The following is a 13,661-nucleotide window of genomic DNA, read 5'->3' on the forward strand; positions in this document are numbered from 1 at the left end:
GGGAGGCGTTTTTCTGAGCCTCCCCGCCGCTTTCGGGAGAAACCCTGCGCGGATGGATTGGCCATCCGTGATTTTAGTCGTGATCCTCTCCAGCGGAGAGAGCCAGCGACAACCGCTTCAGTCGTGGCCCTTCATCTGTGGGTTCTGATCGGTGGGAGTAGTTTCTCCTTCCGTCGTCTGTAATTCGGTGACGATCCGGGCCGCCACGCGCCGCGCCAGCTCCAGTTGGTCCGGCGCATAGGAGATGGCGGCGACGGCGGCGTGACCTCCGCCACCATACCGCTCGCAAATTTTCGCCAGATTGTGTCGGCGCGGATTCGGCGCCCAGGGATTGGAACCAACGGAGATTTTGGCCCGCACCGGGGAACGGCTCACCCCGATGCTGTAGGTCGCCTGGGGAAAGAGATAATAGGGGATGAATTTGTTGTAGCCTTCCAGATCGTAGTCGCTGATGTCGAAGAAAACGACGTTTCCCTCACAGCGGGCGATACGACCGATCACTTCCAGGGCTTTCAGGTGCCGTTCATACAGAGGCTCGAACAAGGCGACGATCTCCGGTTGCGCGGCCACATCGGCCAGTGACGTATACTGCAGGGCGCGAATCAGCTTCTCCGGTAGCCGGCCATCGCGCCCGGCTTCGATCACCAACAGGAGCTTCATCGCCGGTTCCTCGACGCTCACAGCCGCCTGCGGACTGGCATACTGCGCTCCATCAATGATGTCGGCCCAGCGAATCAATTCCTCCAGGGGGGTGCTATCGAATCCAAATCGCGCTGCGGTCGTATCGGCGATGAACTTGGTGCAGGATTTATAATCGGGGTTGAGGAATTTTCTCCCGCTTCGATCCCGGCGAAAGTGAGCTTCATCCTCGGGCGTGAGGAAGGCGCTTTCGTGATGATCGAACCACCAGGTGAGCTTCTCCGAGCTACTGTACTTGAAGTCCACGATGGCGTTTTCATCGCCGTCGAACAGCGTATCCTCGAACAACTGCCCGGCCTTGTGCATGAGGCCGCCGTACCCGAACTCGGCCTGCGCATTGATGCACTCCCGATAGAAGCGAGAGAAGACAGCCGCCGAGGCAATCCCATCGAAGCAGTTGTTGTGAAAGAGAACTTTGACTTTCATAGCCCGACAAAAAGCGGACAATGATACACGGACTCTTTCGCGATTGCAAAATCTTTCCCGGCATAACCGGCCCTAACGAGCCGGGAGAGATGATCGGGGGGTCACCGCTCATCCGCGCGGAGGGGAAGCTCTTCGGGCACGCATGTACGCTTCCCGACTCTCCCGGAGGATGAAGCCCGCCAGGACGCGAGGAAGCCTCTTTGAGTTCCCGGAAGGATAAGAGCACGCAGATTGAGCGAAGCCTTCCTCAGGAGAACCTCCGCCGAGACTGCTTTGCAAGGCGATGCAATTCACCGGAGGCCACAGACCGTCTCCTACCGGCCACCTTCAGCTTCAGCATCGCCGTGAGATCGGCGTTGGGGCTAAATCGGCAATACCGGCGCGGAATCTCGTCGCCTTATTCGCGTGTTCAGCGCGTCTTGCGGTCGGCTTCGTCTGCCGCACACCGAGAAACACACCACAAAAAACACAGAACGTGCGAATCATGAGGCAGGGAATTCCTTTCTCCTCACATCCCCTTGCAGTTTTCAATTGCCCGCACCCGGGAGCGCACATTCTTGCTTGCGCGCCTCTGCCCGCAAGGAGGCGGGCGCTCCCAGGGCAAACTCGGTTACAAACCGCCTTAGACGTTTTTGAGGGCTTCTCTCACCCGGTCGGGAGTCATCGGCATCTCGAAGAGGCGGGCTCCAGTGGCATCGAAGATGGCATTGGCGATGGCTGCTCCAACGGGAACAATGGCCGGTTCACCGCCACCCTGGGGAGCCAGCTCGTCGTTTTTGATGAGCACCGTTTCGATCTGCGGCATCATGGAGAACCGAGGAATCTGATAGGTGTCGAAGTTTGTCGTCAGAAGTTGGCCGCCTTTGAAGCGAATCTCCTCGGTCAGCGCATACCCCAGCCCCATCATGAGGCAGCCTTCGATCTGCATCTGCGCTCCATCGGGATTGATGACCAGGCCCATGTCCTGAGCGCACACGATCCGTTTCACCTTCACCTGACCGGTCGCTCGATCCACAGCGACCTCGGCGATTTCGGCGACATAGGTTCCCGCATCAATGCCGCAGGCGATGCCCACGCCGCGTCCGCTGGGGGCCACGGCCTTTTTCCAGCCGAATCGCTCGGCAACCGTTTGCAGAACGCGCCGCATTCTCGCATCGGAAGTGTTGTGCAGGCGAAATTCGAGCGGATCCATCTTGGCCTTGGCGGCCATCATATCAATCTGCGATTCGCGGGCGAAGACGTTGAGATTCGCTCCCGGAGCACGCCAGGGGCCGGTGGCAAAGGGATGAACCCGCGTGGGGTCCTGTCCCCAGCGTCCATAAACCCTCATGAGATTGTGCGGGACATCGTAGAATTGTTCGGCGCTTCTCGGCCCGGCGAAGTAGACCTGGTAGTCCCACAAACAAATCTTCCCCTGACGGTCGAGTCCCGAACGAATCTTGACGACGGCGGCGGGGCGGAAAGTATCGTAGAAGAACTCTTCCTCGCGGCTCCACATGACCTGAACGGGCTTGCCCGTGATTTTGGCCAGGCGGGCGGCTTCCATAGCCTGTCGGTTATTGCTCTTGCCGCCAAATCCACCGCCGACAAAAGGCGTGATCACGCGAACTTTTTCCAGCGGCAGATTGAGGGACTGGGCGATCTGTTGCTGGAGCGGAAACGGTGTTTGCGTCGAGGCCCAAACGATCAGTCGTTCTCCCTCAAAACTCGCCACGGCCGTATGCGTCTCTATCGGCGCGTGTGCTCCGTAGCCATTCACATAGGTCGCTTCAAAGAGCGAGACGGCGAGCTTTTCGCCTTCGGCCAGGTCCCCTTTTCGCTCTCTTTCCTGAGGAGCCGGAGCGTTCTTGATCACGTGCTCGAAGATGGTTCGATCATCAACGGTTGCCGGAGGCGTCTCAAATTCCGCCCGAACTTGCTCCAGCGCCGCAGCGGCCGTTTCGGGATCGGAGTGGAGCACGGCGATGAGGTCATTCTCTTTGACAACCGTTACGCCGGGGATTTTCTCGGCGGCTGTCGTGTCCACGCTCTTGAGGCGGGCTCCATGAGCCGGCGGTCGGAGAATCTTCGCATAGAGCATTCCCGGCAGACGAATATCGCCGGCGAATTGAGCAGCTCCGGTGACTTTGGCGATGGCATCCCGGCGCGGCGTCGGCTTCCCCATGATCGTGAATTCAGAAACGGATTTCAGAACGGCTTTTCCTTCGAGCCGACGGATGATTTTTTGTCCTCTGGCGAGCTGCCCGTAAGTCACCCGCCGCGACCTGTCGTCGCTGACGAAGATCACGCCGTTGTCCGCGGTGAGTTTTTCCTTGGGCACCTGGAGATGCTCCGAGGCCAGCTCCAGAAGAACGGCCCTGGCTTCGGCGGCAGCAGCTCGCAAGGCCGGACCGAAAAAGCGCGTGGACATCGAGCCGAAGGTCCCCATATCCCAGGGACAGAGATCCGTATCGCCCATGACCATCGTGATGGCATCAAGCGACACGCCCAGCTCATCGGCCGCCATCTGAGCCAGAGAGGTCACCACTCCCTGCCCCATTTCGATCTTCCCGGAGTAAACGGTCACGCGCCCATCCTCACCGATCCGCAAGTAGGCATTGAAATCGGTGGGATAGCTTCGACCGCGAGATTCCTGTCCCAAAAGATCCTCCCAATCCGAGAGGTCCGTCGTGAAGAGAACGACAATGCCGCTGCCGAGCAGCTTGAGGAAATCACGTCGGGCAATCCGGCCCGACGCCGAAGATGTCGCCGCCGAGTCTGTTCGTCGTTGTCTCATGGTGTGCCTCATCGTGTCCCAGCCACTCTCTCGATGGCTTGAACGATGCGCCAGTGGGCGGCGCACCGACAGAGATTGTTATCCATACCGGCAATGATCTGCTCCCGCGTCGGACGGGGATTTTTCAAAAGTAGCGCGTAGGCCGTCATGATCATCCCCGGCGTGCAGAACCCGCACTGGAATGCTCCCAGGTCGGCGAACGCTTTCTGCAGGGGATGGAGCTTACCATTTTTGGCCAACCCCTCGATGGTCAGTACCTCCTTGCCGCGAACTTCTCGAATGGGAAGCTGGCAGGAGCGAACGGCCTCTTTGCCGACGACCACCGTGCAGGCTCCACAGAGACTGAGACCGCAGCCGAACTTTGTTCCCGTCAGCCCCAGATCCGTGCGCAAAACCCAGAGCAGCGTCCGATTGCCGTCAACCTCCAAGCGAACCGGTTTGCCGTTGAGTTGAAAAGTGATTGTTTCTTTCATAGTGGCGATAATTTTAGACACCGGCTTATGTTTCTGTCAAAACGAATTTTTTGAACTGGGAGTCGTGCTCCGGGCGATGCGATCCCCCCGGGATCTCCTAAGGGAGCGAGCCGACATCTCCCGCTCGGGCCAACCCCTCGGTCACCGTGAGCGGATTGGCCGACATGCACTTCCTCATGTTAATCAGGCGCAAAGGAGATCGGCTCACGCCAGAGGTCTTTTATCGGCACGATCAGAGTTCATGAGCGCACTGTTTCGCATGATTCGTGACAGAATGCGTCCGCCCGGGCTGGTTAGATGATCTGTCGGCTGCGTCCGAGCGAAGTCTTTTTACCCGTGCTCCCCGGGCGTGCGCGCCAGCGCAGGCGCGAACTTCAGACCGCCTCGACGGGCGGCTGAGAGTATGACCGGAATCTGGAAGAGTCATAAGCCTTCGCAAAGCGACGGATGTGGGCCCCGTCGAGCGAAGCCTTGAGCTTCATTGCGCCGGGGCAGTGGCCGCAACGGCACTGATAGCCGAGCCATTTCACCCAAAGTGGGGGATTTCGCCCGCCCAAAGAGCCGAAGATGCCCCAATGGTTTGCACCTCCTGAGGAAGGAGATGTGGAATGAAGTCCCTGCCCGCCACCAATAAGTTTCTCCCTGCCAACGAGGTGGGGGCCAGATACTGCCCCTTCCCTCCACTCATCCCGAAACCGGGAAAATTCCCGGCCAGGATCCGCGAAATGGTATACTTGTTGCTTGGTGGAAGATGACAATCGTAAACTGGAACGTCAGGGTGTTTGAATGAACATGTTGCCGTGAGGTGGGGAATCGCCTTAGGGGGTCGGACCCGTTCGCAGGATTCGGCTGGAGAGGTCGAGAGGTTCAGGATGCAAGGGCAAGATGATCGTAAAGCGGCTTCCCTTTCCGACCTCACTTTCGACGGTGATCGTTCCTCCGTAGGAGGTGACAATGCGTTTGCACGTGGCAAGACCGAGGCCGGTGCCGCGCTTTTTCGTGGTGAAGAAGGGGCGGAAAATCTTCTCCCGATTTTCCGGCGGGATGCCTTCGCCAGTGTCGGAGATAGAAATCGAGACGGCCTCACCGGTTTGACTCCCACGAGCGGGCACGCGAGCAGTTTCGGTCACAATCCGACCCTCATCCTTGATCGCATGAATGGCGTTGATCAGAAGGTTGAGCAAAACCTTCTGGATCTCATCGGGATCGAGAGTAATCGGCGGCAGGTCAGGAGCAGGATGAAATTCAAAGGTGATTCGATCGGTCGGAGCTTGCATCTGGACGGTGGTCAGGACGCGCTCGATGAGGGCGTTCAGATCGGTTGGCGTGCGATGGGCCGGACGCGGACGGGCGTATTCGAGCAGGTCGCCGATGATGCGATCAATGCGCAGCGTTTCTTCCAGGACATGATTGAGAATTCTGCGGCTGGGATGATCTTCCGGCAGTCCATCGCGCACGATCTCGATTGCGCCTTTGATTCCGGCCAGAGGATTTTTCACCTCGTGGGCCAGGCCGGCGGCCAGCTCGCCGATCAGGGCCAACTGTTCGGCGCGAGCAATGCGCCGCTCCAGAGCCACCTGCTCGGTGATGTCCGAGACCACATGAACCGAGCCGTAGGCGCGTCCTTGATCATCCACGAGCGGATCAACGGTAATGCGCAGGATTTGGCCGTTGGGGCGCTCGATGACTTCGGTCACTTGATGGGGCGGACAATTGAGCGCGCGGAGATCGGCGCAATCGGGCAGCGGCTGGTCCCGATTGAGCATGACCAGACAGCAGGGTTTCCCGATGAGCTGTTCCGGGGGAAGATCCAGAATGCGCGTGAGGGCGCGATTAACCTTGGCCAGCCGCAGATCGGCCGTATGAACCGAGATGCCATCGCTGATGGCATTGAAGGTGCTCTCCCACAGTTGACGGGCGCGCAGGTTTTCTTCGAACAGGCGAGCGTTCTCGATGGCCATGCCCAGTTGATCGCCGATGGCCTGGAGCAGATCAATATCCGCCGGAAGTTCCTGATCGGGATCGCGGGTGGCCGTCGTCAGCACGCCGATACAGGTTCCCCCGGCCATGAGAGGAACGCAGGCCAGAGCATGCACGCCCGCCTCTCGAACAACCTGACGGGTGATGCGAGGATCGCTCGCGGCATCCCGCAGGACCACCGGTGTCGTGGTGGCGAAGACGTAGCCGGCCACCCCTTCGCCGGGAGTCATGCGATCAATCCCCTGAATGAGATCGGGAGGCATTCCCCGAGCGGCTCGGACGCGCAGCACGCCCTCATCGGAATCAAACAGCATGATGTGGGCGAAGTCGGTATGAAACAGGCGCATGACGGTATCGAGAATCTCATCGAGCAACGGCCCCAGCTCACGCGCATGACTGAGCGCCGTGGCGATCGAGCTCAGCGCCATGAGCTTCTGAACAGCCGCCGGGGTGTCCGCGTCGGCCGGCAGCGTCGGCGTCCGAACGCTGACGGCCCGGGAATCTTTGTGACGGCTCGCCATAACCTCGCCCTGCGCATCAGGACGAACAATCTTAGCGTCAAAGGATAACCCGAGTCAATTTTGATGAGGAAAGACAATGGCCAAGCATAAGATACTGATTGTGGACGATGAAGACCTCCTCCGCTGGTCGCTCCGCACCAAGCTGGAGCAATGGGGATATGAGGTCATCGAAGCTGAAACGGCTCTTCAGGCCCTCGAACGCTTCGAGGAGGAAGCGCCGCATCTGACGATCCTCGACATTCGGCTGCCCGACGGCTCCGGAATTGATGTCCTCAAGAAGATCAAGGAGCAGGACCCCAATGCCGTCGTCATCATGATTACGGCCAATACGACCGTGGATAATGCCGTGGCGGCCTTGCGCCTGGGAGCGTTCGATTTCATCTGCAAGCCGATCAATTACGATGAGCTGGAAGCCGCCGTCCGCAATGGGCTGGAGACGAGTCACCTGCGCGATACGCTCCATCGCGTCCAATCCTATCAGAAGAAGCGTTTCAGCTTCGACATGATCGTGGGGAATTCCCCGAAGATGCGCGAGCTACTGGAAGTGGTCAAGCGGGTGGCCGAAAGCGAAGCCTCCTGCGTGGTGCTTCAGGGGGAATCGGGCGTGGGCAAGGATCTCATCGCCAAAGCGATTCACTATCAAAGTCGCCGTGCCGACTATCCCTACATCGCCGTCAATTGCGCGGCCATCCCCGAGACGCTCATGGAAACCGAACTCTTCGGCCATGAGAAAGGCGCGTTCACCGATGCCCGCGCCCAGAAGAAGGGCGTCTTCGAGATGGCCGACGGCGGAACGATCCTGCTCGACGAAATCGGCGAGCTTCCCCTTGGTCTCCAGGCCAAACTCCTGCGCGTCATCGAAGAACAGCAGTTTCGTCGCGTGGGCGGCGTCAAGAACGTCTCCGTTGACGTGCGCATCATCGCCAGCACCAATCGCGATCTGGAAGAAGAGGTGCGCGCCGGCCGCTTCCGCGCCGATCTCTACTACCGCTTGAGCGTCGTTCAGATCACCATTCCTCCGCTACGCGAACGAAAGGAAGACATCCTGCTCATCGCCGAGCACCTCATCAAGCACTTCAACGTCAAGATGAAGAAAAACATTCTCGGCCTGGCCCCTGAGACCAAGAAGCTTTTTCTCGAATACCACTGGCCGGGGAATGTGCGCGAACTGAGAAACACCATCGAACACGCCATGATCTTTGAAGAATCGCCCTACCTCACGCCGAAATATCTCTATGATCGGATTGCCCGACCGCCGCTCGGGCCGCGCCCGGTCGAAAGCAAAGGGGTGATCACGGCTTCGCTGGGACAGATGACGCTGGAAGAGATCGAACGAGAGCTGATCCGACAGGCGCTCGAACGCACGGGCTGGAACCAAACGCGGGCGGCTGAATTGCTGGGTATCTCCCGCGATGCCATTCGCTACAAGATCAAAAAGCACGGAATCCGTCGCGAGGCCGTCGTCTCGTCATCAAGTTGAGAGGCGTGGGGGGCGGGAGCGTCGGAAATTTGCCGGGTGGGGAACTTCACCCGCACGGTTGAGTCGTTTCACCCCGACGGGGACCGTGCACCAGACGCAGAATCCCGCTACCCGCTGAAGAAATAACCGGTTACTCGCCGCGCTCTCCTCGATTCACTCCGGTATGAGAATTGCCTCCTCTTTTCTGCGGTCTGTAGGCTGACGATGGCCTGGGAACGACCGGAAGCCGAGGAGGAGAGCGACCGTGTGGAGGCTGACTGTCTCACCGCGTTTTCAGGCCTCGATGGAGGGAGATCAGGCAGACCAGAAAGCTGCCATTTCGGCCTGTCCTGATCGGGACAGGTTCCGTAAAAGGCGCAGAGCGAAAGGAGCCTCCCATGGCGAGGATTTTACTGGTAGACGATGACCCTAACATGCGCCTCATTTACGCGACGGTCTTGAGACACAACGGACACGACGTCGTCGAAGCGACATCGGCTTCGGAGGCCCTGGCAGCGGTGGAACAAGGCGCATTTGATCTCGTCATTCTGGACGTCAAGCTCGGCACAGAAAGCGGCCTGACGGTGCTGCAACGATTGGCGACAACCTCTCCTCATCTGCCGGTCATCTTGCTGACGGCCTATGCATCATTCCAGGACGATTTCACGTCGTGGCTGGCCGACCGCTACCTGTTGAAATCGTCCGATCTCGATGTGTTTTCCAGCGAAGTCGAGCAGGTTCTACAGCATCGCAGGATGCCTCCTGCCCACCGGCAGGGAGTGGAAGAGCGCGTCCGTCCTTGACCGCAGAAAATGACTCGTTCTCGAACAGGACCTTCGGCGCATTCACTCTTTGAAGACCGGCATCCTCTGGATGCTTTCTTTGCTCCCCGGAGCGTTGCGGTCTTCGGAGCCAGCGAAAGCCCTGGCGATGCGGGATGTCGCGTCCTGGAGAACCTGCGGGCGCATCCCTTCGCGGGGCGGGTCTATCCGATTCATGCCCGGCACTCGACGCTCCTGGGCCTGCCCGTTCACCGTCGTCTCGCCGATCTGCCTGAGCCGGTGGATCTGGCAGTGATCGCGACGCCCGCCGCTGCCGTGCCGGATGTCATCGCCGAATGCGTTGAGGCGGACGTGCCCGGCGCCCTCCTTCTCTCTGATGGATTCCGCGAGACAGGAATTGAGGGCGCGCGCCTGGAAGAAAAGATTCTCGCCCACGCACGACGGGGAAGACTCCGGATCATCGGCCCCGGTTCCCTCGGCGTGATGTCGCCGGGAATCGGCTTGAATGCCACGTGTTTGAGCGCATCGGCGCGTCCGGGGACTATTGCTTTCCTCAGCCAGAGTGGGGCACTCGCGGCGGCCATTCTCGATTGGAGCGTGCGGGAGAATGTCGGCTTCAGCGGCTTTGCCTCGGTCGGCGGAATGCTCGATGTGGGCTGGGGCGACCTCATTGATTATTTCGGACGGCAGAGCGGCACAACGGCCATTCTCATGTACATGGAATCGGTGGGTCAGGCGCGGGCGTTCATGTCGGCGGCGCGGGAAGTGGCTCTCACCAAGCCGATCATTGTGCTTAAAGTCGGTCGCACGGCCACAGCTCGGGCGACGGCCCCCATCGGTGACGACGAGGTCCTCGACGCCGCCTTTCGCCGGTGCGGTGTGTTGCGGGTGACGACCATTGCCGAACTCTTCTATCTGGCCGAAGTCCTGGCGAAGCAGCCGCGCCCGCGCGGGCCTCGCCTGGCGATTCTCACCAATGCCAGGGGCCCGGCACTTCTGGCCACCGATGCCTTTCTCGCCGAGGGTGGCGAACTCGCCACTTTCTCATGCGAAACGCTCGAGGCGCTCGCCGAACTTCTACCCTCGGTCAGCAACCGGGGTAATCCCGTGGACATTCTCAGCGATGCGGATCCGGAGCGGTATGCTCGCGCTCTGGACATCCTTCTTCACGATCCCCAGACCGACGGCGTGCTCGTGATCCTGACGCCGCAGGCCCTGACGGATGCGACCCGTACAGCCGAGCGCGTGAAGGACACTGCCGCCCGCGTCAAGAAACCCGTCCTGGCCAGTTGGATGGGAGGAGAGGCCGTCGCCGAAGGGGAGGCTCTTCTCAATCGCGGACGTATTCCCACGTTCCCCTATCCGGACACGGCAGCCCGTATCTTCACCGCCATGTGGCGCTACAGCACGACGCTGCGCAGTCTCTACGAGACGCCCCAGTTGCCGTCAGAAACCGACAGCAGCTATGACCGCGCATCTGCCCAGGAGATCATCACCGCCGCGCGCTCGGTCGGTCGAACGTTGCTCAGCGAAGACGAGTCCAAGCGCCTGCTTTCCACCTATGGCATTCCTACAGCGGCCACGCGCATCGCGCACACGGAGGAAGAGGCCGTCCGCCTGGCCGATGAGATCGGCTATCCCGTCGTCCTCAAGCTCCATTCGTTCACGATCACGCAAAAGGCGAGCATCGGGGGCGTTCACCTCAATGTCAGTGACGCGCAGGCGGTCCGTCGCGCCTATCGAGCCATCGAATCGGCCGTCACCACGACGGCGGGCGCAGAGCATTTTCAGGGCGTCACCGTTCAACCGATGATCTCGTGGGTCGGCTACGACCTCCTGCTGGGAAGTTACCTCGATCCGCAGTTCGGTCCGGTGCTCGTCTTTGGCTCCGGGGGACCATCCGGGGAGATCTATCGAGATCGGGCGCTCGGGCTTCCGCCTCTGACGACAACGCTTGCCCGGCGCGTGATGGAGCAGACCCGCATCTACCGGGCTCTCACCGCAGCCAACGGGCGCGCATCGGTGGATATGCTGGAACTCGAACGCCTCTTTGTGCGCTTCAGTTATCTTGTGGCCGAACAACGCTGGATTCGGGAGATCGCGATCAACCCTCTGCGGGCGACTCCCGAAGGTTTCCTCGCCCTCGACGCTTCCATTCGACTCCACGCCCTCGATGTGAACGAAGCCGATCTTCCGCCGCTGGCCATCCGTCCCTATCCCACGCAGTACGTGGGGGCGTGGACGATGACCGACGGGCGGACCGTGACTATTCGTCCCATTCGCCCGGAAGACGAACCGTTGATGGTCGCCTTCCATTACACGCTTTCGGATCGCAGCGTCTACCTTCGCTACTTTCACCTGCTCAAGCTCGATCATCGGATCGCTCATGAGCGATTGGCTCGCATCTGCTTCATTGACTATGATCGCGAGATGGCACTGGTGGCCGATTTCCGAAATCCCTCAACGGGAGAACACGAGATTCTCGGCGTGGGGCGGTTGACGAAAATCCCCGGCACAACCGACGCCGAGTTCGCTATCGTGGTCGCCGATCACATGCAAGGGCGCGGTCTGGGCACGGAGTTGCTGCGACGGTTGCTCCAGGTGGCGGCCCACGAAAAGCTCGGCCGGGTCACGGGCGATATTCTCCCGGAAAATCTCCCGATGCAGCAGGTCTGTCGCAAGCTCGGATTTCGCCTCCGCTATATCGCCGAGGACGGGATCGTGAAAGCCGAATATGACGTCGGATCACCGCCACCGGTCCTCTCGCCCGAAGCGATCTCCTCCCAAGGGAGGAGTTGACGATGAACATACGCCTGTCAGAGCGCAGCCGGTGCCCTCGACGGGCGGACAGGCTGCACCAATTCCGGGAATTCCTTGACTTCCCCTTGGAGGGATTGGTATGGTGCTCCGCTTTTTGAGCGGGCAGAACTTATGACAGAGGAAGGTGCCTATGGTCTCATACAATGGTATTCCGGTGCCCCAAGAGGGCCAGAAGATTCGCATTGAAGACGGAAAACTCGTCGTTCCCGATAATCCCATTATCCCCTTCATCGAAGGAGATGGCACGGGCCGCGATATCTGGCGAGCGGCTCATCGCGTCTTCGAGGCGGCCGTTGCCAAAGCCTACAAGGGCGAGCGCCGCGTCATCTGGTATGAGATCTTCGCCGGAGAGAAGGCCTACAACCGCTTTGGCGAGTGGTTGCCTCAGGACACGGTGGCGGCCATTCGCGATTTCACCGTGGCCATCAAGGGCCCGTTGACGACGCCGGTGGGCGGAGGCATTCGCTCGCTCAACGTCGCGCTGCGGCAGTTGCTCGACCTTTATGCCTGCGTGCGGCCGGTGCGCTGGTATCCAGGTGTTCCCTCACCGGTCAAACACCCGGAGAAGCTCGACGTCGTCATCTTCCGCGAGAACACCGAAGATGTCTACGCGGGCATCGAGTTCCAGCAGGGGACGGAGAATGCTCGGAAGACGATCGAATTTCTCCAGAGCCTGGGCTACACCGTTCGCCCCGACAGCGGCATTGGCATCAAGCCGATCTCCATCACCGGCTCCCAGCGGCTGGTGCGCAAAGCCATCCGCTATGCACGAGATAACGGGCGGCGCGTGGTGACGCTCGTGCACAAGGGCAACATCATGAAGTTCACCGAAGGAGCCTTCCGCGATTGGGGCTATCAGGTCGCCCGCGAGGAATTCGGCGACATCACCGTCACCGAACAAGAACTGGGGGAGAAGTACGGTGGCAAGCTCCCCGAAGGAAAGATCCTCATCAACGACCGAATCGCCGACTCGATGTTCCAGCAAGTTCTCACGCGACCGGACGAATACTCGGTCATCGCGACGCCCAACCTCAACGGCGATTATCTGAGCGATGCCTGCGCGGCTCAAGTGGGCGGGCTGGGGCTGGCTCCGGGAGCCAATATCGGCGATTACATCGCCCTGTTCGAGGCGACACACGGAACGGCTCCCAAATACGCCGATAAGGACGTGATCAATCCCAGCGCCGTCATCCTCGCCGGCGTCATGATGTTCGAGTACATCGGCTGGCGCGAGGTGGCCGATCTCATTACGACCGGCATCAGCCGGACCATCTCGCAGAAAGTAGTGACCTACGATCTGGCCCGCCTCATGGAGGGGGCCCGTCAGGTCAAGACGAGCGAGTTCGCCACCGCCATCATCGAGAATATGGGTTCGTGAGCGGCGCCGTCTTTCCCGTTCCCCAGCGGGAAAGACCGCGCCCCAGCCCCCGGCCACTCAGGGCTTCGCCCCCGAGCAGTCGCGGGCAAGGGGAGGGAGATTATGGCGCGAAAGAAAATCACTGTGGTCGGCGCCGGGAACGTCGGCGCGACGGTCGCCCATCGCCTGGTGGATAAAGAGCTGGGCGATGTCGTCCTCGTTGACATCATCGAGGGATTGCCTCAAGGCAAGGCGCTCGATCTGGCCGAATCCACTCCGGTCCTCGGCGCGGATGTTCGCGTCGTCGGATCCAACGGCTACAAGGAGACGATCAACTCCGACGTCGTCGTCATCACGGCGGGCGTGCC

9 protein-coding genes are annotated in these 13,661 nt (G+C 60.3%); 5 read left to right on the forward strand and 4 right to left on the reverse strand.

Going from position 1 to position 13,661, the window contains the following annotated elements:
* Positions 1-117: 117 nt before the first annotated feature.
* From VNM72_03340 to VNM72_03355, 4 genes are all read right to left on the reverse strand, one after another.
* Positions 118-1,125: a phosphoesterase gene (locus tag VNM72_03340; GenBank protein HXF04431.1), complete on the reverse strand. Its 1,008-nt coding sequence runs from the start codon at positions 1,123-1,125 to the stop codon at positions 118-120.
* Between the two features lie 622 nt (positions 1,126-1,747).
* Complete coding sequence (locus tag VNM72_03345) at positions 1,748-3,901, reverse strand: molybdopterin cofactor-binding domain-containing protein (protein HXF04432.1); 2,154 nt, start codon at positions 3,899-3,901, stop codon at positions 1,748-1,750.
* A gap of 8 nt (positions 3,902-3,909) precedes the next feature.
* Positions 3,910-4,374 (reverse strand): (2Fe-2S)-binding protein, encoded by a 465-nt coding sequence (locus VNM72_03350; protein HXF04433.1) that lies wholly within the window; start codon positions 4,372-4,374, stop codon positions 3,910-3,912.
* Between the two features lie 818 nt (positions 4,375-5,192).
* Positions 5,193-6,875, reverse strand: a complete 1,683-nt coding sequence (locus VNM72_03355) for an ATP-binding protein (protein ID HXF04434.1) — start codon at positions 6,873-6,875, stop codon at positions 5,193-5,195.
* A 76-nt stretch (positions 6,876-6,951) separates the two neighbouring features.
* Between VNM72_03355 and VNM72_03360 the strand changes: the two genes are divergently transcribed.
* From VNM72_03360 to VNM72_03380, 5 genes are all read left to right on the forward strand, one after another.
* Complete coding sequence (locus VNM72_03360) at positions 6,952-8,355, forward strand: sigma-54 dependent transcriptional regulator (GenBank protein ID HXF04435.1); 1,404 nt, start codon at positions 6,952-6,954, stop codon at positions 8,353-8,355.
* Between the two features lie 377 nt (positions 8,356-8,732).
* Positions 8,733-9,137 (forward strand): response regulator, encoded by a 405-nt coding sequence (locus VNM72_03365; GenBank protein HXF04436.1) that lies wholly within the window; start codon positions 8,733-8,735, stop codon positions 9,135-9,137.
* Between the two features lie 9 nt (positions 9,138-9,146).
* Complete coding sequence (locus tag VNM72_03370) at positions 9,147-11,915, forward strand: bifunctional acetate--CoA ligase family protein/GNAT family N-acetyltransferase (GenBank protein HXF04437.1); 2,769 nt, start codon at positions 9,147-9,149, stop codon at positions 11,913-11,915.
* A 151-nt stretch (positions 11,916-12,066) separates the two neighbouring features.
* Positions 12,067-13,314, forward strand: a complete 1,248-nt coding sequence (gene icd / locus VNM72_03375) for an isocitrate dehydrogenase (NADP(+)) (GenBank protein HXF04438.1) — start codon at positions 12,067-12,069, stop codon at positions 13,312-13,314.
* Between the two features lie 102 nt (positions 13,315-13,416).
* On the forward strand, positions 13,417-13,661 hold a 245-nt coding region (locus VNM72_03380), incomplete at its 3' end, for a malate dehydrogenase (protein HXF04439.1).

The sequence above is a fragment of the Blastocatellia bacterium genome (genome assembly GCA_035573895.1).
Classification (GTDB): domain Bacteria; phylum Acidobacteriota; class Blastocatellia; order HR10; family HR10; genus DATLZR01.

What these genes read in the sequence shown, in the direction of transcription:
- VNM72_03355 (HXF04434.1), bottom strand. Translation starts at nt 6,875, where the DNA reads ATGGCGAGCCGTCACAAAGATTCCCGGGCCGTCAGCGTTCGGACGCCG.
- VNM72_03370 (HXF04437.1), top strand. Translation starts at nt 9,147, where the DNA reads ATGACTCGTTCTCGAACAGGACCTTCGGCGCATTCACTCTTTGAAGAC.
- icd (HXF04438.1), top strand. Translation starts at nt 12,067, where the DNA reads ATGGTCTCATACAATGGTATTCCGGTGCCCCAAGAGGGCCAGAAGATT.
- VNM72_03360 (HXF04435.1), top strand. Translation starts at nt 6,952, where the DNA reads ATGGCCAAGCATAAGATACTGATTGTGGACGATGAAGACCTCCTCCGC.
- VNM72_03365 (HXF04436.1), top strand. Translation starts at nt 8,733, where the DNA reads ATGGCGAGGATTTTACTGGTAGACGATGACCCTAACATGCGCCTCATT.
- VNM72_03350 (HXF04433.1), bottom strand. Translation starts at nt 4,374, where the DNA reads ATGAAAGAAACAATCACTTTTCAACTCAACGGCAAACCGGTTCGCTTG.
- VNM72_03345 (HXF04432.1), bottom strand. Translation starts at nt 3,901, where the DNA reads ATGAGACAACGACGAACAGACTCGGCGGCGACATCTTCGGCGTCGGGC.
- VNM72_03340 (HXF04431.1), bottom strand. Translation starts at nt 1,125, where the DNA reads ATGAAAGTCAAAGTTCTCTTTCACAACAACTGCTTCGATGGGATTGCC.